The 18,338-nt window shown below is 56.9% G+C and carries 18 protein-coding genes; 4 read left to right on the forward strand and 14 right to left on the reverse strand.

Annotated elements, in window-relative coordinates; translation table 11 throughout:
• The first annotated feature begins 18 nt into the window (after positions 1-18).
• The gene (locus PY308_RS13905) at positions 19-954 is read left to right on the forward strand and encodes a DMT family transporter (RefSeq protein WP_275783541.1); all 936 of its coding nucleotides are present in this window, start codon (positions 19-21) and stop codon (positions 952-954) included.
• Positions 955-1,451: 497 nt separating this feature from the next.
• On the opposite strand, the gene metF is transcribed toward PY308_RS13905, so the two are convergent.
• From metF to PY308_RS13965, 12 genes are all read right to left on the reverse strand, one after another.
• Positions 1,452-2,369, reverse strand: a complete 918-nt coding sequence (metF, locus tag PY308_RS13910; RefSeq protein ID WP_275783543.1) for a methylenetetrahydrofolate reductase [NAD(P)H] — start codon at positions 2,367-2,369, stop codon at positions 1,452-1,454.
• Between the two features lies 1 nt (position 2,370).
• Complete coding sequence (locus tag PY308_RS13915; protein WP_275783545.1) at positions 2,371-3,399, reverse strand: ArsR/SmtB family transcription factor; 1,029 nt, start codon at positions 3,397-3,399, stop codon at positions 2,371-2,373.
• Positions 3,400-3,545: 146 nt separating this feature from the next.
• The gene (ettA, locus tag PY308_RS13920) at positions 3,546-5,195 is read right to left on the reverse strand and encodes an energy-dependent translational throttle protein EttA (protein WP_275783547.1); all 1,650 of its coding nucleotides are present in this window, start codon (positions 5,193-5,195) and stop codon (positions 3,546-3,548) included.
• A 90-nt stretch (positions 5,196-5,285) separates the two neighbouring features.
• Entirely contained in the window at positions 5,286-5,987 is a 702-nt protein-coding gene (locus PY308_RS13925; RefSeq protein ID WP_275783549.1) for a ribonuclease T2 family protein, read from the reverse strand.
• Between the two features lie 282 nt (positions 5,988-6,269).
• On the reverse strand, positions 6,270-6,749 hold the full coding sequence (locus PY308_RS13930; RefSeq protein WP_275783552.1) for a helix-turn-helix domain-containing protein: 480 nt from the start codon (positions 6,747-6,749) through the stop codon (positions 6,270-6,272).
• Between the two features lie 485 nt (positions 6,750-7,234).
• Positions 7,235-8,302 carry a hypothetical protein gene (locus tag PY308_RS13935; RefSeq protein WP_275783555.1) on the reverse strand — a complete coding sequence of 356 codons (1,068 nt, stop codon included), beginning with the start codon at positions 8,300-8,302 and terminating at the stop codon, positions 7,235-7,237.
• A gap of 9 nt (positions 8,303-8,311) precedes the next feature.
• Positions 8,312-9,262, reverse strand: coding sequence for a major capsid protein (locus PY308_RS13940; protein ID WP_275783557.1), 951 nt, complete (start codon positions 9,260-9,262; stop codon positions 8,312-8,314).
• Between the two features lie 26 nt (positions 9,263-9,288).
• Positions 9,289-10,002 carry a helix-turn-helix domain-containing protein gene (locus tag PY308_RS13945; protein WP_275783559.1) on the reverse strand — a complete coding sequence of 238 codons (714 nt, stop codon included), beginning with the start codon at positions 10,000-10,002 and terminating at the stop codon, positions 9,289-9,291.
• Positions 10,003-10,338: 336 nt separating this feature from the next.
• On the reverse strand, positions 10,339-10,761 hold the full coding sequence (locus PY308_RS13950) for a regulatory protein GemA (protein ID WP_275783561.1): 423 nt from the start codon (positions 10,759-10,761) through the stop codon (positions 10,339-10,341).
• Complete coding sequence (locus tag PY308_RS13955) at positions 10,758-11,021, reverse strand: hypothetical protein (RefSeq protein ID WP_275783563.1); 264 nt, start codon at positions 11,019-11,021, stop codon at positions 10,758-10,760. Before PY308_RS13955 ends, PY308_RS13950 begins: the two co-directional genes overlap by 4 nt.
• A gap of 82 nt (positions 11,022-11,103) precedes the next feature.
• The gene (locus tag PY308_RS13960; protein WP_275783565.1) at positions 11,104-11,865 is read right to left on the reverse strand and encodes an AAA family ATPase; all 762 of its coding nucleotides are present in this window, start codon (positions 11,863-11,865) and stop codon (positions 11,104-11,106) included.
• Positions 11,853-13,862, reverse strand: coding sequence for a hypothetical protein (locus tag PY308_RS13965; protein ID WP_275783567.1), 2,010 nt, complete (start codon positions 13,860-13,862; stop codon positions 11,853-11,855). The genes PY308_RS13960 and PY308_RS13965 overlap by 13 nt, the downstream gene beginning before the upstream one ends.
• A 282-nt stretch (positions 13,863-14,144) precedes the next feature.
• Here PY308_RS13965 and PY308_RS13970 point away from each other — a divergent pair, with 282 nt between their 5' ends.
• From PY308_RS13970 to PY308_RS13980, 3 genes are all read left to right on the forward strand, one after another.
• Positions 14,145-14,684 (forward strand): helix-turn-helix domain-containing protein, encoded by a 540-nt coding sequence (locus PY308_RS13970; RefSeq protein WP_275783569.1) that lies wholly within the window; start codon positions 14,145-14,147, stop codon positions 14,682-14,684.
• A 466-nt stretch (positions 14,685-15,150) separates the two neighbouring features.
• Positions 15,151-16,104, forward strand: a complete 954-nt coding sequence (locus tag PY308_RS13975; RefSeq protein ID WP_275783572.1) for an alpha/beta fold hydrolase — start codon at positions 15,151-15,153, stop codon at positions 16,102-16,104.
• Entirely contained in the window at positions 16,101-17,048 is a 948-nt protein-coding gene (locus tag PY308_RS13980) for a DMT family transporter (RefSeq protein WP_275783575.1), read from the forward strand. The genes PY308_RS13975 and PY308_RS13980 overlap by 4 nt, the downstream gene beginning before the upstream one ends.
• A gap of 30 nt (positions 17,049-17,078) precedes the next feature.
• Here PY308_RS13980 and PY308_RS13985 read toward each other — a convergent pair whose 3' ends face one another.
• Together PY308_RS13985 and PY308_RS13990 are read right to left on the reverse strand one after the other, a co-directional pair.
• Positions 17,079-17,417: a protein tyrosine phosphatase family protein gene (locus tag PY308_RS13985; protein WP_275783577.1), complete on the reverse strand. Its 339-nt coding sequence runs from the start codon at positions 17,415-17,417 to the stop codon at positions 17,079-17,081.
• A gap of 68 nt (positions 17,418-17,485) precedes the next feature.
• A complete protein-coding gene (locus tag PY308_RS13990; protein WP_275783580.1) occupies positions 17,486-18,319 on the reverse strand; it encodes a DUF4432 family protein in 834 nt (277 codons plus the stop codon).
• Positions 18,320-18,338: the final 19 nt, after the last annotated feature.

The following is an 18,338-nucleotide window of genomic DNA, read 5'->3' on the forward strand; positions in this document are numbered from 1 at the left end:
TGACGGGAGGTCAAGGCAATGGACGCGAAAATGTACGATTTGCAGCATCGGATGACGCCATCGACATGGGGCTTGCTGGCTCTGCTTGGCCTGATCTGGGGCGGATCGTTCTTCTTCGCGCGCATCGCCGTCCAGCACGTGCCGGCCCTGACGCTGGTTCTTCTCCGCGTGGCTTTGGCCGCGCTGGCGCTCCATCTCTATGTTCGGGGCCGTTTCGAAATCTACCGTGAGATCCGCAACCGCTGGCGGCAATTCCTGCTGCTGGGCCTCATCAACAACGCTATACCGCACAGCTTCATCTTTCTGGGTCAGACGGAGATCGGAGCCGGCCTTGCCGCCATTCTTAATGCCACGACGCCGATCTGGACCGTGCTGATTGCCAACGCTTTGACCGAAGACGAGAAATTCAACCTCTCAAAGATTGCAGGCTCCCTCTTGGGTTTGGCCGGTACCGTGGCACTGATCGGCCCAAGCGCCTTGCCCGGCCTTGCCGCTGAAGGACGCGCGAAACCGATGTGGGCATTGCTTTTTCCAGTGATCGCCGCAATCAGCTACGGCTTTGCGGGAACCTACGGCAAGCGCTTTCGGGATCTTACCCCGCCGGTGACCGCAGCCGGGCAGTTGACGGCCTCGACGCTCATCATGCTGCCGGTCTCGCTCCTCGTGGACACGCCCTGGATTTTACCCGCTCCGCCGCCAACCACCCTTCTGGCGATCCTCGCCCTGGCATTGGTTTCCACGGCCTATGGCTATATCTTGTTCTTCCGCATCATAGGCCGGGCTGGAGCGACCAATGCGTCGCTGGTGACGCTCCTCGTGCCGCCAGGCGCGATTCTCCTCGGTTTTCTGTTTCTCGGCGAAAGTCTTGAACGCACTCATATAACCGGCATGCTGCTCATCGCTTTAGGGCTCGTGGTATTGGATGGCCGCTTCACACGACAGAAACAGGCCTGACCGCTGGAATCAGTTCCCCGCGATGTATCCAATCGGCCACTCACGGTACATTTCAGAAGGTTACATTAACCGAATCGATGACATTGTGAAAAAAATGTGGCGGCATAAATAAATGTTAAAAAACAAATACTTGATCCTGTTGATAACGATTTTTTAGCCATAAATCATTGCAGCGCAGCATAACTTTTCCTTTCAACCGTGACATTTTAACCCTATCTTCCTAACGTCAACGCAAGGAGAGCCGGTTATGGGTATTACACATTCTTTGAATGTTCTCATGATAAGTGCAGCGTTCGTATTCGTCGCAACCATGCTTTTCATCTGAAAACACGCAGGCGTACCGCCCGGTCGATAGAAGAACCATAATATCGATAGCCAATCGCAGCATGACTAACACGTCAGCAGCCTTCAACTCGGCGATTTAGACAAAGTTGCTCACGACAGAAAACCCCTCGGCGCATTGCTTGCCGAGGGGTTTGTTTTGCCACAGCCTCAGATCAGGCTGCTGCTCCTGCAGCGCGGGACGCCGAGGGCAGACGCTCGAAGCCAACGAGATCGCAAACCGCCGACACGAGCGGCGCTCGGTTCATTGTGTACATATGGAAGTCACGAATGCCGCGACGGGCGAGATCAACGATCTGCTCGGCTGCGATGAGGGTCGCTTCCTTGAAACGTTCTTCGGGATTGTCGTCGAGATGGGCCAGCCGCGTTACGATGGAATCAGGAATTTTTGCGCCGCAAAGCCCGGCGAACCTGATTATCGATGCCAGATTATTGATCGGCATGATGCCAGGGACAACAGGAATTGATATCCCTGCCCCACGAACACGCTGCAGATATCGCTCGAAATCATCATTATCGAAGAAGAACTGGGTGAGCGCCCGCGTCGCGCCATTGTCGACCTTTCGCTTGAGCATATCGATATCGGCGGAAACATCGGGGCTTTCCGGATGTTTTTCCGGATAGGCGGACACGGAAATCTCGAAATCACCCCTGGCGCGGATGGCGGCGACAAGCGCAGCCGCATTCTCATAGCCATCCGGGAACGGCTCGTAGCAAGCGCCGACACCGCCTTGCGGATCGCCGCGAAGCGCCACGAAATGGCGAACACCGGTTGCAATGAATTCCTCGATAATTCCATCCACCTCGGCTCTGGACGCGCCGACACAGGTCAGATGCGCGGCCGTTTGCGGAATACCGGCCTCGTGAATCATCCGCCGCACCGCAGTCAGGGATCGAGCCTTGGTCGATCCGCCGGCCCCATAGGTTAGCGTCACGAACGCGGGACCGAACGCCGCAAGCGTCTCGACCGTCTGGAAAAGCTGGACCTCCATCTCGTCGTTCTTCGCAGGGAAATATTCAAAGGACAGATTGAGATTGCCGCGTTCGGCCGGATAAAGCGTATGGATCGGCATGTCAGGTTCTCCCGGCAGCGGCGACAGTCCTGTCACCTGGGGTTAGATCGGCAAGGACGACCTGCCGGTGATTGCGAGCCAGCCAGATGGTCACCGTCAATTGTCCGCCACGGTCCTGCTCCGGCGCGAGATCGACAATCTGCTCGACCCGCAGCCCGACTTTGTCCAGCCACTCCGCCATGGTCTGGCGTGAGAAGCCGAGGCGCAAATGCGCATGCTCGTCGCGGAGATGTTCCACCGAATGCGGGGCAAAATCGATAATCGCCAGTCGTCCGCCGGCCGAGAGCATCCGCGCCGCCTCGGCAATGGCCGCTTCCGGCTGCTGCAGGAAATGCAGCACCTGATGAATGACCACGAGATCGAACTGATGATCGTCAAGCGGCAGATTGAAGATGTCGCCGTGCCGGATGGACGCCTTGGTGATCCCGGCCCGATCGAGATTGGAACGGGCCACGGCCAGCATATCGCGGCTGGCATCGACGCCAACGCCCCGGCGATAGAGCCCCTCGAAAAGCTGCAGAATGCGCCCCGTGCCGGTGCCGAGATCAAGCAGACCATCGACTGGATCCGGGCCGACCACCTGCTTCAAAGCCGTCTCGACATCCGCCTCGCTGACATGCAGGCGGCGTAGTTCGTCCCAGCCGGCAGCGTTGCGGCTAAAATAAGCCTGCGCTTTTTCCGACCGGGATTGCTTTAGTGTCGACAGCCGAGCCGCGTCGCGGGCCAGAACAGCATCGCCCGGATCGGCAAACGACAGCAAGTCCCGAACAAGGGCAACGCCGGCACCCTCCGCCGTCAGCCTGAAATAAGCCCAGGCACCCTCCTGATAGCGGTCGATCAGCGAGACCTCCGCCAAAAGCTTCAGGTGGCGGGAAATGCGCGGCTGGGACTGTCCGAGGATTTCCGTCAGGTCTGTGACGGTCAGGTCGCCGACGGCAAGCAATGCGAGCAAACGCATGCGCGTCGATTCTCCCGCCGCCTTCAGGACGTCCACAAGGTTGTCCAGTCCAAGTCCCTGCTTCGCCGCCATCCCAATCCTCATCAACACATAAAGATATGTTTATGTGATTTTCGAACTAACGGCAAGACGGATTATGGCAAATTGCGAGGCTGAATCGAAAGGCGGTTCGCTGGCCGCCTGTCGCAATTCTCTTTGACTCGGTTCGATCGTATCGATTAGCGCGTCAGGCGTTTGTAACTGACGCGGCTCGGATTGACCGATTCCGGACCCAGGCGGCGGATTTTGTCCTTCTCGTAATCTTCGAAATTGCCCTCGAACCACTCGACATGGCTATCACCTTCGAAGGCCAGGATATGGGTCGCGAGCCGATCGAGGAACATGCGATCGTGGCTGATGATGACGGCACAGCCGGCAAAGTTTTCCAGCGCGATTTCCAGCGCGGCCAGCGTTTCCGTATCGAGATCGTTGGTCGGTTCGTCGAGAAGCAGAACATTGCCGCCGGCCTTCAGCATCTTTGCGAGGTGAACGCGGTTGCGCTGGCCCCCTGAGAGATTGCCGACCTTCTGCTGCTGGTCCGTGCCCTTGAAGTTGAAAGCGCCGCAATAGGCGCGCGAATTCATCTCGATCTTGCCCAGCTTGATGACTTCGGCGCCACCGGAGATTTCTTCCCAGACGGTCTTGCTGCCATCCAGCGCATCGCGGCTCTGGTCGACATAGCCGAGCTTGACGGAATCACCGACGCGGAAGCTGCCGCTATCCGGCTTTTCCTGACCTGTGATCATCCGGAACAATGTCGTCTTGCCGGCGCCGTTCGGCCCGATGACGCCGACAATGCCGCCCGGCGGCAGCTTGATGGAAAGGTTGTCGATCAGCACGCGATCGCCATATCCCTTGGTGATGTTTTCGGCCTCGATAACGATCTGGCCGAGACGCTCGCCGATCGGAATGATGATCTGCGCGTCTCCAAGCCGCATCTTGTCGGCTGCATCGACCAGTTCGTCATAAGCTTTGATACGGGCCTTGGACTTTGACTGGCGTGCCTTCGGGCTGGAAGCGATCCATTCCTGTTCGCGGCTGATCGCCTTCTGACGCGAAGCATCCTCGCGATTTTCCTGCTGCATGCGCTTGGCCTTGGCGAGCAGGTAAGCCGAATAGTTGCCTTCGTAGGGAATGCTGCGGCCCCGGTCGAGTTCAAGAATCCAGCCCGTCACATTGTCGAGGAAGTAGCGGTCGTGGGTGATCATCATCACGGCGCCGGGATATTGGCGCAGGTGGTTTTCCAGCCAGCCGATGGTCTCCGCGTCGAGATGGTTGGTCGGCTCGTCCAGCAGCAACAGGTCAGGCTTCGACAAAAGCAGCTTGCACAGTGCGATACGGCGGCGCTCACCGCCCGACAGGCTGGTCACATCGGCATCGCCCGGCGGGCAGCGCAAGGCCTCCATCGCCATTTCGACCTGGCTCTCCAGATCCCACAGGTTCTGCCCGTCAATGATGTCCTGAAGCTTCGACCCCTCTTCCGCCGTCTCGTCGGAATAGTTCATCATCAGTTCATTGTAACGCTCGAGGATGGCGGTCTTGTCGGCCACTCCGTCCATCACATTTTCCATCGCGGTCTTGTTCGGATCCAGCTGGGGCTCCTGGGCGAGGTAGCCAACAGTGGCTCCTTCGGCAACCCAGGCCTCTCCGGTATATTCCTTGTCGAGACCCGCCATGATGCGCAGCACCGTCGACTTGCCGGCCCCGTTCGGTCCGAGAATACCGATCTTGGCGTCGGGATAGAACGACAGATTGACGTTCTCCAGAACCTTCTTCGTGCCGTAGGACTTATTCAGCCCCGACATATGATAAATGAATTGGCGTGCCATGCAGCATTGCTCCGACGGAATGGGATTTTGCCCGCTATGTAGGCGAATTATCCCGCCGGAGCAATGAAGAAACCCGCGTCACATCGGCCATCACTGAATCCCGGCGGCATCCACCACACCCCTCGGGCACTTGAAATCGGTGCGGCCTGCAGCAAGAACCAGCCCTGAAAGACCGGCAGCGCCGGATACGTCTCCAGAGAGGCCGATCGTCAGCCCCGTAATGACGTTCCGTGCACCCGCTTTCTCGCAACGCATCCGCACCCGTTCGCCGGCGCCCTCGCCGAAACCTACATCGAACGCCTGCTTGACCTCCGCTTCCGTCACCTCCCGCCCGATGCGGCCGGAAAACAGCGCCTGCACCGCCGAACCGTTGAGTTCGTCAAGAAAACGCAACTGGGTCTGGAAATAGTGATCCGCCGTGCCGCCGTAACACGTTCCGCTGCGCAGCCACTGATGACGGTCAAGGCCGGACTGTGTTCCCGGCATGGCCACCTGCAACCTTGCTGCCGTCTCAGTCGTCATCGCCAGCTGGGGCAACTCCGTCCAGCCGCCCTTCCTGTCGCGCGCCTTGATATCGGCTGCGACCCCGCAATAGCTCTTCTTCATGGGCCAGAGACCATGGAGGGAAAAATGCGTGGCATCGCGTTGTGCGCCGGCCTGAGCGGCGCATTCCTTGCGCTTCGGCCTCGTCTCGCAAAAGCCCGGCTGCCAGCTGACGGCAAGAATATAATCGGTTTTTCCCTGTCTCTGCGCCTCTTGCGCGAAAACCGCCGATGCTGACGCTAAAACCATAAAAGCGACGGCAATACTTGTCTTGAAAAGCAGTGAAACAACTGAGGGGGGTATCGACATTTTACAGAAGGGAGCTTTCTGTTTCAGAATGCAAGTTCAAAGGGTTATCGATAAACTCGCTCGCAATGGGATGAAAATCATCCCTCAAAATCCCCCGATAAGCTGTCAAGAATTTGCATTCTGGCGGCATTTTGCCCGCAAAATACTGACGCTTTTCCGCATGGACCCGCACTTTTTCCAACAAGTGGAAAATTGCCGGTGATTTGGGGCACTTAGGCGCTGTTAGAGGGTCTTACCCACGGAGTGACGCGCCCGTAGAAGGCCGAGAATGGGAGCGGAAAGTACGCTAGGGGTTTGACCGGAACCCTTGAAATTGAGCTTTTGTCCGGCCGCAAATAGCTCACCGATTTCTCTGTAGAGGCTAAGTGAAAATCTAACGAGACCTGACTCTGTCAGACCTTCGTTTTTGCAAATCGTTTTGACCGCTTCCATTTCCACCACAGTGAGGATGGCACCTACAGCGTTCTCCGGCCGGCCGAACAAGAGGTAATTCAAGCTGATGCCTTGATCAAAGGCGACTGCAAACACCACTTCTTTATGAAAGGTGTTCCGGTTGCGCCAGCGTGTGAAAATGACCTCATCCACACCGATCCGCGCCGCCAATTGTCGGTCAGTCCTGCAATCATAGACTTCCTTAATGCGGTCGATGAGATCGGCAGAGATGATCTCAGGATATGGCAGGCGTTCGGCCTTTTGCATCATTTTGTTTTCCTGTTTTCTCGTCATCGGATGAAAACACGGGCGAGGTCCTTGGGGTCGCCAGACTGGCCAGTTGTCCCCGTTGCGTTAGAACGGAAACAACTGCAATGGTGTCTAACGGCGGTAGCTTCTGGACGTTTTCCGATATTCAATTACATTGCTCTGCGATCAGACACGCGAGACCGGTGATGGGTCATGTTAGCGCTTTGGTGCATAGTAGGCCGGATCACCCCGGCCTTTTGCCCAAGCCCACGCGGATTTGTGCGACGGGCTTCAGCTAGGTATTAGAGGTTCCGGGCAGCACTGCTGTGGTGACATCCACTATTTGTCCCTCAGGCCGATGAAGATTAGGGCCGCAGTGGTCGCTAATAAACCGCTTAGTAGCGACACAACTACGTCCGTGGGCACCGCAAGGGAAAGCAATTGCAACAGGCATGCGAGACCGGCAGCGAAGAAAAACGCTACGCAAATGATTTGATCCTGGCGCATCAAAACTTGCGGGCGGAGCTGGTCCGGTTGACATCCGCCTTCCGGCCCGGCTTTCGGCCTGCCATGTCCAACGCCGCCGCAAAGCTGATGTTCTCCCGCGCTTCAAGCTCCCGCGCCCGGCGATAGAGTTCGGTTTTTTCCGTATCGACCTCATAGCCTTCCGGAACGGCGATTTCGGAAACGGCTAGGTTCTCCTCCTCCTCTTGCAGACTGCCGATGTTCACCGCACCAAACGAAACCACCGATGGCTGTTCGCTGAGAATGTCGCGAAGCGCCTGAAGCATGGGAACCGGCTGTTCGCCTTCCGCGAAACTAACGGTCTGGCTTACGCTGGCGGCGTCGAGGATGGTGACGAAACGGTCGCGGAGGGCCGGAAGCATCTTGCCTTGCGAGATCAGCGTTTCGGCAAAGTTGACGTTTTCAGCATGCGCGAAACTGCGCTCTTTCTGTTTCCACTCGGCCTGTTGAGCATCGAACTCGGCCTGCCTTGCGTTAAAGGCTGCTTCCCGCTCGGCAAAGGATGCCTCCCGTTCGGCAAAGCTGGAAGGGCTGGTAGGCGTTACCCGCCCGGCCGGAACGGTAACACGGCTCCGTGGAGCGCCCGCGAAATGAGCGATGAAGGTGACAGCGTCGTCATCCGCCGCAAACTCCACATTGCGCAGGCCTGAGACGGCTGGCGCTGCCCCGCCAAGAAACCCGATATGCTTCGGATACCATGTGCCGGGCGACGGGTTAGCGGGCTGGTCGGGCGCAAAAAGCGAGAGCGAGACCTTCTTGTAAGAACCTTTCCTGACTTCGGCCGCAAAGGCAGGATTGATTTCGCCCACGGTCGCATGAAGCGTCCCGGTCTCATGATCGAAGTCGAATGACTTCGCCCAGGCATAGGCCGGTGCATCAATCGAAGGGTGACCGACCACAACCGGAGCCGGGCTCAAGTCGTAGTCGTAATTGTCAGCCACGGCCCTGAGATCGGCAGCGGAATAGCTGAGGGAACCGCCTTCCATGGGCGTGAATGTGCCGGTGCGGAAAACCTCGATGCGAACCGTCGTTTTGTCGGTGCTGGTCATGATTGTTCCTCAAGCCGCCGCCGCGCCAGCATTCTGCCACAGAAAGCCCGACGCGATGCCGGTCAAGACAGGCTCGCGCTCATAGGTCACCCCATAGAGAAAAGACCGGGTGTCGCCGTCCCAGCGTTCCTGTTCAACGAACGGATGGCCCTTCAGGGTGTAGGTGTAGCCGTAGGACGGCTGTTCCATTCCCATATCGGTTTTCGGAACATAGGCCAGCACGGCATCCAAACCCCACGCCTCGACAAACGGTGAATTGTCGTCGGGACCGTTGATATAGGCTGCCGTTCCGACCGCAAGGTCTTCGAGCTCGAAAAGTCCGGCCAGCATCTTGGACGTGATCGATTCAGCGCTGACATATTTGAAGCGGTCAACGATAGTCGGATGTCCCTTCAAGGCGCTGAATACATCGCTGCCGATCACCATCGTGTTGGGGTTAAGACCGCAGGAGGTGCGAATTTTCTTCTTGGCAAGCTCGACATCGGCAATCGGCGTACTGTTTGCCCCCGTCCACCGCGCCGCGCCGACCAGCGCCGTTTTGTTCTCCGCCGCATAGTTCGCGGTATTGCGGGCAATCAGCGCCTGTTCGATTTCCAGCGAAAGCGTCAGGACATCCATGACGTTGCTGACGGACCGTCTGGAAAGGTCGATGCCGGGAACCACGGCTGCATCGTCCATATGCTCACGCGGCACCACGGCGTCCAGCGCCTGTTGGGAAAGCGCAAACGGCTTGCCCTTGTAGCCGAACTGGACGCGGCCGACTGAAGCGCCAGGCGCACGCTTCGTGGCGTAGTGCCGGAAGCTTTCCTTGCCGAACTCAATGACCTGTCCGCCGCGGGCAGGAACGTCAACGGCTGGAAACAGCATATGGCCCACGCGCTGCGCATGGCGGTAGCCCTGCGCAACCCCAGTCAAGACCGGATCGATAACGCGGGCACCTCTGGTATTGAGGATAGTCATGGTTTTCCCTTCTGTGGAAACTGGATTTAAGCGCCGCTGACGCGGTTTTCGTTGGCGGAATGAGGCAAGGTGCCGGAATTTGCGGCAAGGCCCGTTAGAGGGCCGTTAGAATTGGCAGGATGCAGCTGCGTCGGCTTCAAGAGAGCTTGCAGGTTGCCGCTTTTGCGATGTTCATTCATCATCAGCGCAAATTCTGTCGCACTGACATTGAGGCGACGGGCACCCTGAACCCGTGTCATTTCCTTTTGCCGGACGGTTGCCACGACTGACTCGCAACGCTTGAGAGCGGACGGCTCGATATGGAAATAGAAACGGCGGCTGCGACTGTAGGGGCGGAGCGGAAAGACCCCTTGCAGGTCAAGCTTTACAACAAGCTCCCGGAGCCATCTCTCGCTGATACCCAGGTGTTTTGCTACTTCTTTCCGGGTTTTACCCTCACCGGCCGCTGACCGGATCAATTCAGCCTTCCCGGCGTGGCGGTCTATCGGTAATGCCGGAATGTAGGCAAGGATTGAGGCGAAATCGGTAACAATGGTTTTGGCGTCGTCCCATCCCATGGCAACCACAAGCCAATGATCGTCATTGAGGCTACGGCGGCAAGGAAACCATATCTCTTCGCCCCCAAATTTCTCTTGCAATTTTACGAAGAGATCGGCACCCAATAACGCCAATAAGTGGGATGTCACGGTATCGGGATTTTCGGAAACGCCGCCCTTGCTTTGAATGGCACTTTTTTTCATGTCTGGCCCCAGGGTAGTGCTGCCCCAATAGAACTAGGTTCCGGTGTCCAATCGATCGACCGGAACTCACTTCCGTGCGCGCACACGCGCGCGCGCGACTATGGTGCGCCAATCACAACGTTCCCTTCGCTGCACTCTCGTTGTGACCGGCATGACGGTCGGGGATTTTCATACTTTCACCCGGCCGTCATGCCACTTGTAAAATCAGCAAAACAGCCGTCTGCAATCGCGTGGAGCCGATCACCCGGCTCTGCGGTCTGAAAAAAACAAAACGGAGGACCCTGACCTCCGTTAAAAACTCAATGAACATCCGCTGATACCCCAATGATACTATCGTCAATGTGGCTGCGATATTTTACGCTCGATCATTTTGGTGAGCGCGCCGATGACTTTTTGAGCTCCGGCAGCATCAAGCCATTTTGTGCCATGGCCGTGGCTATGCTTCTCCATCCAATGGCGAAGGCTGGTTTCCGTACCGGTCTCATCTGTGAAGTCTGCCCACAGCGCTGCAATCTTTCGCAATTGGGCTTGAGAGGCCATACCAGGGCGGCGGACGGCATCCTTTCGTTTCGCTGTCGATTGAAAGCCCATCTGCTCGAAATGGGCCATCAGCTTCTGGAAGGATTGCGCATTAAGCGCCTTTGCGCTTTCCGATCCGGCAAATCGTAGAAGGGTTGCGCGGTAATCCTCGTCTGTAAGGCCGAGCTGAGACTTGGCAACACGGAGGATAGAGTAATGTTTGGCAGTGAGGCTGTTCATTCCTTGAAGAGCTCCAGTTTCTCGACGTTATCCAAAAGAGGCTGCGTTCTCTGGGCAAGCATGCGCACTATTGCTACGGGAAACCGCGCTAGCTCTGACGGAGGGTTTGCTTTGTCGGCATTATCTAACCAAAGCTGTTCACAGCCCCATGCGAGCGCCTGCAGGTCCCAATGCAGATCGTTGATTCCCTTGTCGAGGTTGTAAACTGGCTCATTTAAGCAGCCCTTGAGCTTGGGGGCCGACTTCGTGTTCGGGGTCATCTGGCATTTCTCCTGGTTTAAGGAAAGAGAAGCGCAACACGATACAAATGCGCGGTTGGGTAGGAATTCGAGACGAAGCCGCTCAGTCTGGAGACAGCATCTGCCGAGCTTTTTTGGAGCCAAACGAATATTCTGCGGCCGCTTTGATTTGGCCGACCTTTATTGAGCCGCTTCCGCCTACGATCAGGCGCGCGGCATCCAGAAGCTGGGCGGCTTCACGCATAGACGTTCTCATCCCGTAGCTTGTGAGTGCGTCGAAAGCCTCTATGCCTTCCACACCCCGCTCGATGCCAAACAGGACGAAATCGTGCGGCTCCATGACGGTGAGACTGACTTCCTTGCCGATGCGGCTGCTTATTTGGTCGAACGTGGAAGCGCGTGTACGGGTCTTTTTCGCGACCTCGTTGTTGCCGCATAGGATGATCGGCAGGCCGTAATTTTCCCACAGGTCGAAAATCTCGCGCAACGTGTCGAGGTTCATGCGGTGGGCTTCATCAATGAAAAGGTACGTCCCTTCTGATGCCCGCTCCCGGATGCCAGTCGTTATTGCTGAGTAAACTTCGTAGGAGGTCCGCCCGAAAACGTGTATGTTCATGGCATCCGCGATGAGCCGCATCATCTGCAGGAGGTGTTTCTGCATCCCGGATGCGCTGATGAGAACGGCGTTCGGGTCGTTCCAGTGCAGCTTGTTCAGCGCCGTGGTTTTACCGAGGCCAGCCGGCCCACGAATAACCGATGGATATTTAACGGTCAGAGTGTAATCGACAGCCGACTTTACCCGCTTATATATACTTGTTTCCACAAAGCCTTTTGGTGGAGCGAGAGGCTTCATCACGACGCCCATTTTTTGGCCTCCAGAAGTTTTTCAAAGTTTGCTTCAATTTCCCGAGCTTCACGGCTTTCCTTCAGATCAGCCTCGATCTGGCGATTGAGACGGTTTGCTGGGCTTTCAGCCATACCGGCCGCGATTTCTCTTGCTTCCGGCGAGGCAGTAACCGTGCCGCCGACCGGCATAAGCGGATCGGCGGGAAGCATTGCGGCGTGGCGGAAATTGTCCGCCACCGGATCGACAGAAAGGGATTTCGCCATAAGATGGAGCGAAGCTCGATGCGCTTTCGCTCTGGCCTCGCTCTCGACAGCGCCAGCCGGGTCAAGCGGGTGGAAGGCATGATCACGTTCGGCAAAGCCGAGCAGACGGCCATCTTCGCCCTTAAATGGGATGCGGTTCCATGTCGAATACTTCGGGATAAGGGCGGTGACGCGCTCGCCCTGGTAGGATTGCAGCTCGCGGCATGTCCACTGGCCCTTGTGGGAAATGCTCCCCTGCGTCACCTTCTTGACCTGTTCTTCGCTAAACGTAACCGCCCACGCGTCCGCATCGACAGCCGTTGCGGTCCAGCCCGCATCAATGGCACGCTGGTAGACTTCCATCGGCGCGCCTTTGAGGCTTCCGCCGTCGCGGGTCTGTGATCGGTAGTGATAGAGTTTCAGAGCAGCTGCGATAGCGTCCTTGAAATCGTCAAAGGTGCCGGGAAACGGGTCCGGCAGTTTCCCAAGGTTGGCGGTCGGTTTCTTCGTCCTGTCGCCGCCGATCCAGCCCGGCAAGGTCTGGAAATGATGGGTTTCCAAGTTACCGAACACGCCTTCAATGGTTTTTGCGGGGGCGTTGTACGCCTTCGCCCTGATAAGGCCGCTCTTGCGGTCAAGACGGTCGATGCGCGGCTTTTGGCCGTCCTCGCGAACGAGCTTCATGGCATCGCCAATAAAGTCCGCCCAATTGTATTCACTACCGTTGTCGAGATAGAGATGCTTTGGCCCGCCCCAAGCTGTGCACATGCGAATGAAGCTTTCGATGACGTGTTCGTTACGGATGCCCTGCCGATCCGGCAGCATGTAAATGTCCATCCATATGCGGTTCGTCGCCATATCGAGCCACGCGACCGCCTTGGGATAGGCTTGGAAGCCCGGAACCCGCGTTAGAAGGAAGTCGAGGTGATGAACGTCGCCAAAGACGATTTCCATGGGATCGAGCAGGCCCGCAGCGCGACGGATACGCGGGCGCTTGTCTTCGTGGGCTTTGCGATCTTTCTTGAAAGTGCCAGCTTTTCGGAAAGAGGATTCGGCGCGGACGAACGGTTCGGGCACGCGGCAGAGTTCGGCCGTCGCGTTAAAACCAGCGTCTTGCGTCCATCTCAGGAGGTCGCGGGAAGCCTTGGCAATGATGTTGCTGCGGCTTTCCAAATTCTTATGCAGGGCGCGCACATAGTCGCGCAAATCAATGGCAATGCGGAGTTTAACGTCTTCGGGAAGCCGGACACCGCGATCCCAACGGGCGCTGACACGAACGAGTTTCTGGCCCTTTCGCTTGTCCACCTTGCGCGCCAGCGCGGCGACACCACCCGTCTCATGTGCCTTGAGCCAGTTGTAAAAGGTCTTCTCGGTGATTGTGATGAACTGACCATCTGGCGACAGGTGTTCACGCGAAACGATCTCGCGGACGATCTTGCCACGACCGGTGGATTTGTGTGGCAGGTCAATGACCGGCCGGATGACGGAGTAACGAAATTCCCGAAGCCGAGTGGCCTTCTCGCTTGTGGCCCGGTCATTTTCTAACGGGGCGTAGGTCTCGTGATAGCGATCTTGTAAGGCTTGAGGGAGGCTGGAAAGTGCGACTTCGTATTGAAGGCCGGATTTTCCGCCGACGCCGGGGATTTCGCGGACTTGTAGTGCATAACCATTCCACGGTTTACCGTTTACAGATCGATTTAGCGCCTTAACGGCGTTCCGATCGGCTATCCCGGCAAGCTCGGCGAATTGATTGGTAGAAAGCCAATTGCTCATTGTTACTGAGCAATGTTTGAGGTGAATTCTAAGGCCTGCACTACTAAACGCTGTGCAGCCGGCCCCTTCCTCTTTCCTGACAATGCCAGCTCAGCCCACTGGCGTGATACGCCTTGGTCTTTGCACCATTTATTCAACGTCATGCCGTTCATCACGAGGATGCCGCGTATTTGTCGGTATAGTTCTTTGCTGCCATGTTGCATTTTGCTGACTGCCTGTGCGATTTTGTTGCAAGAGCAATCTAAGTTGCAAAATGCGACTTGTAAATAGGAATGTCTCAAAATGCGCACTTTTGACGCTGCTTTGACAATTGAACGCGCGAAAAAGCTACAGGGGTTCAAGCACGATCAAGAGCTTGCCGAGTTTTTGGAGGTATCTCGAACCAGCCTCGCGTCCTGGAAGAGGCGTAATTCGATACCTGCTCGACACCTACTGAGGATGGTGTGGGGGAGCGACAGGACCGTAGATTGGGTAGTCAACGGCGAGGAAAAACAGACTGTCGATGAGTATGGGTTCGCGAAAGGTGCGCCCCACGTCGATCCCTATATCCTATGGCTAGCCTTATTTATGTATCGGATTGAATTGGAGTTCGGGAACGACCGCGACAAGCAGTTGGCGGACATGCTTGATGATCAAACGCTCTCTTACGTTCACATTTATCTTGGCGATTTCATTACCAAGCTGACCGCGTCCAAAGAGAAGTGGCAGAAGTCAGACCTCGTTAAAGACAAAGATGTCTATCGGGCCGTCGCTACCGAGTTTGGCTTGGGCACGTTCGAGTTCCCACCTGTACCTTGGTGGGAGGATGAAAAAATCATTTGAATGATGCCCGCTGAAGTCCATCGTATGGGTCCTCAATAGGGTCCTCATTATCTCAAAATCACGTCCAAATCGCGATTTCAGGACATACTTAAGCAATTGATTTAATTTGCAAATCTCGTTAAGGCATCGAAAATTTACAGTGCTTTTTGCCCCGAGCTAAAAAATAATCCATGAATTTATAATGAAATCAGTCGGTTAGTTGTTTTCTTCTGTAAAATTTCACCACCCTGAAATTCCTGTGTTCTGAAAAATGTCGATGCGCGCCGCACAACCATATTCATGACAGCGCTCCAACATGAACAAAACAAGATCATTTAGGGTGTAAATCATGAAAAATGCAACAGGGATCATTGTCTCCGGCAATATTTTTTTATTTTCTCCACAAATGCCCAAGGCTACATTTGCCTTTCGCCGACAAATCAAGCTGATAGCAAAACATTGAGATTGCCGCATCGGAGATGGTGTCTTGTTTGAAAAGGTCGAAAGGCTGCGAAGCCCGAGCGGAGCGGTTCTCGCCTGGCGCTGCCAGCCGGCGTCGGCACCGGAAAAGGCTGTTCTTCTGATCAGCCATGGCCTGTCCGAACACGCCGGCCGCTATCAGCCTTTCGCTAGCTTTATGGCGGCGCGTGGCTGTCATGTTTACGCCCACGACCACCGCGGCCATGGCGAGACCGTGGCCAACGATGCACCGCTCGGACAATTTGCACGCAAGGACGGCGTCGCGGCGGTTCTTGTCGATCTCAAGGCGGTGCGCGACATGGCTACGGCACGCCACCCGGGCCTGCCGATCGTTTTGTTCGGCCACTCCATGGGCGGACTGATCGCGATGAATGCAGGCGAGGAGCACCCGGAGCTCTATGATGGGCTGGCAATCTGGAACGCAAACTTCAATCCCGGCCTTGCAGGCCGCGCGGCGCAGGGCATTCTAGCCGTTGAGAAAATGCTGAAGGGCTCTGACGTCCCGAGCGGCTTTTTGCCGCGACTGACATTCGGTGCCTGGGCAAACGCGGTCGAAAACCCGGCAACGCCGTTCGACTGGCTGTCGCATGATCCGGCGGAAGTGCAAAAATATGTGGATGACCCCCTCTGCGGTTTTGAGGTCAGCATTTCGCTCTGGATCGATCTGTTTGACCTGGCATTCAGGGCGCCCCGACTGGACCGTCTGCGGCGGCTGCCGCGGTCCCTGCCGATCCATCTTGTTGGCGGCGGCGAGGATCCGGCCACAAACGGGGGCCGGGAAATCCTGTGGCTGGAAAAGCGGATGGGTATTGCCGGCTTGAAACGCATAGACGCCGTCATTTATCCGCAGATGCGCCACGAGACCTTGAACGAAGTGGAACGCGACACCGCCATGCAGGGTTTTGCCGACTGGTGCCTCGCGGTGGTAAAGACGGAGGACCGATTCGAAAGCAGACCATGAGCCGCATCACCGAAGCATTGAAAAGCAGCAACCCGGTCTCCATTGGGCTTGGGCTGATGGTGATCTCCGTACTGATATCGCCGTTGATCGACATTTTTGCCAAGCTGGCAATCACGACCGTGCCTTCGGCGGAAATCACGGCCGTTCGTTTTCTGCTTCAGGTGGTCTTCATACTGCCGGTGGTCATCGTTCGAGGCACGCTCTTCGATCTCACCTGGAAGAAAACCGCTCTGCACATGCTGCGCGGCGGACTGCTAGTTGTCACCATGCTGTCCTTCATCACGACACTGAAGAAGATGGAGGTTGCCGATGCCATCGCAATCTTCTTTGTCGAACCGATTATCCTGACGATTCTCGGCAGCATTTTCCTGAAGGAAACGATCGGCTGGCGGCGATACACCGCCTGCGCTGCTGGATTTTTCGGCTCGCTGCTGGTCATCCAGCCAAGCATGCAGGAAGTCGGCCTCATAGCCCTGCTGCCCGTCGTTTCCGCTGTCGGGCTGGCTGTCTTCCTGCTGGTGACGCGGCTGGTTTCCCAGAGCGAGGATCCTTGGTCGATGCAATTCCACGCCGGTATCTGGGGCGGCATTTTTTGTCTTGGCCTGCTCCTTGCCGGAGACGGTACGGGCTCTGAGATTTTCGACCCGGTCATCCCTGACAGGGCGGCCTTGTTTTATCTGCTCGGTGTCGGGGTCACCGCCACGATTTCCGGCGTGCTCGGGGTCTATGCCTACCGTGCCGCCCCCGCTTCGGTGCTCGCTCCGTTGCAGTATCTCGAAATCGTCTCAGCAACAGTGTTCGGCTGGCTGGTCTTCGATCATTTGCCAGATGCCCTGAAATGGCTCGGAATTGCCATCATCATCGCATCCGGGCTCTACATCATCTGGCGCGAACGCAAGGTCAACAAGCAGGCAAGCCTCGCCCCGGTATCGCCGGTCATCTGAACGGCACTCACATTTTGCAAACTGCTCGATTCAGCCGCGAATATGCTGCGTCTGCTGGTAGACATTGGTCGAGCGGGCGCCTGAGCGGCAATAGCCGAGGACCGGTCGTTCGAATGTATCGAGTGCATCGACCATGTCGCGCACCGCATCGGCGGTGACGCCCATCGGGCCGACCGGGATATGCCTCGTCTCCAGTCCGAGTTCGCCAGCGCGGGCGGCGATGGTCTCGAAGGTCGGCTGATCGGGCTGCTCGAAATCCGGCCTGTGGCAGACGATGGACTTGAAGCCCAGGGCCTTGATCGCATCGAGGTCTTCGACGGAAATCTGCCCTGTGACAGAATATTCATCATTGATCTGGCGAATGTCCATGCGAAAACCCTCCTGTAAAACTATCGTCCATCTAAGACCGTCGGCGACACGCGTCAATTGCAAAGCGCTCAGCGGATCTCGAAGGACATCGCATAGCCCACCGCCTGACCGGGGGCGAGCATCGGCAATTCGCCGCGGGCGCCCAGTTCCTGTCGCTTGGCGATCCTGTGGGATACGGGCTCGATGCTTACGACATCGGCCGAACCGCGCTGGCACCGCCACATCTGTAAAAACGGCAGCGTCGCCGTTGCAAAGCGCACGACGAGCGAGCGCCCCGCCAGTGCATCGAAGGGGCCGATTTCGACCTTGGCCCAGCCGTCCTCGGCGTCAGCCCCAGCAGGCAGGCAGAAGTGAGCGCTTTCTCCTTTGCCAAAACGCCAGTGCCGCCTTTCATCGCCAAAGGCGCTGGCCGCGATCCGAGTGTCTGGCGTAAACAATCGCCCCGCAATGTTCATATGATACATCAGCATGGGCGCAAAGGGCTCGGTACCGGTGTTGACGACCCGGTCAACCAGCGACGCGCCCGCCCTCGTCAGCGTCCAGCGCCGGGACAGGCGCGCCCTTCCGCCTGTTGCAAGATTGACCTCGATATCGGCGGAACACGCGCGCCCATCCTCGCTTTGTTTCGCCAAGGCCGCAGGGGTGCCGCAAAGGGAGCCGTGCAATGGAAAAAACGATGCCGCTTCCACATCCACCGGCTCGGGATGGCGGATGTGATCCGGCCCGCAGGTAAAGAAGAATCCGCAAAGGGCATGGTCTATGCGCGGGTCGCCATCGGAGGGAATGGCCGCTCCCGGCGAGAGGTCCAAGCCATCCACAAAGAGTACACCAATGTCGAGCGCCGATTCGGTATCAAGCAACATGTGAAATTGGTGATCATCGTCCGACATCCTGATCGGCATTCGCTTGCCTTCCATTTCA

It is taken from the genome of Pararhizobium gei, from assembly GCF_029223885.1.
GTDB classification, from domain to species: domain Bacteria; phylum Pseudomonadota; class Alphaproteobacteria; order Rhizobiales; family Rhizobiaceae; genus Pararhizobium; species Pararhizobium gei.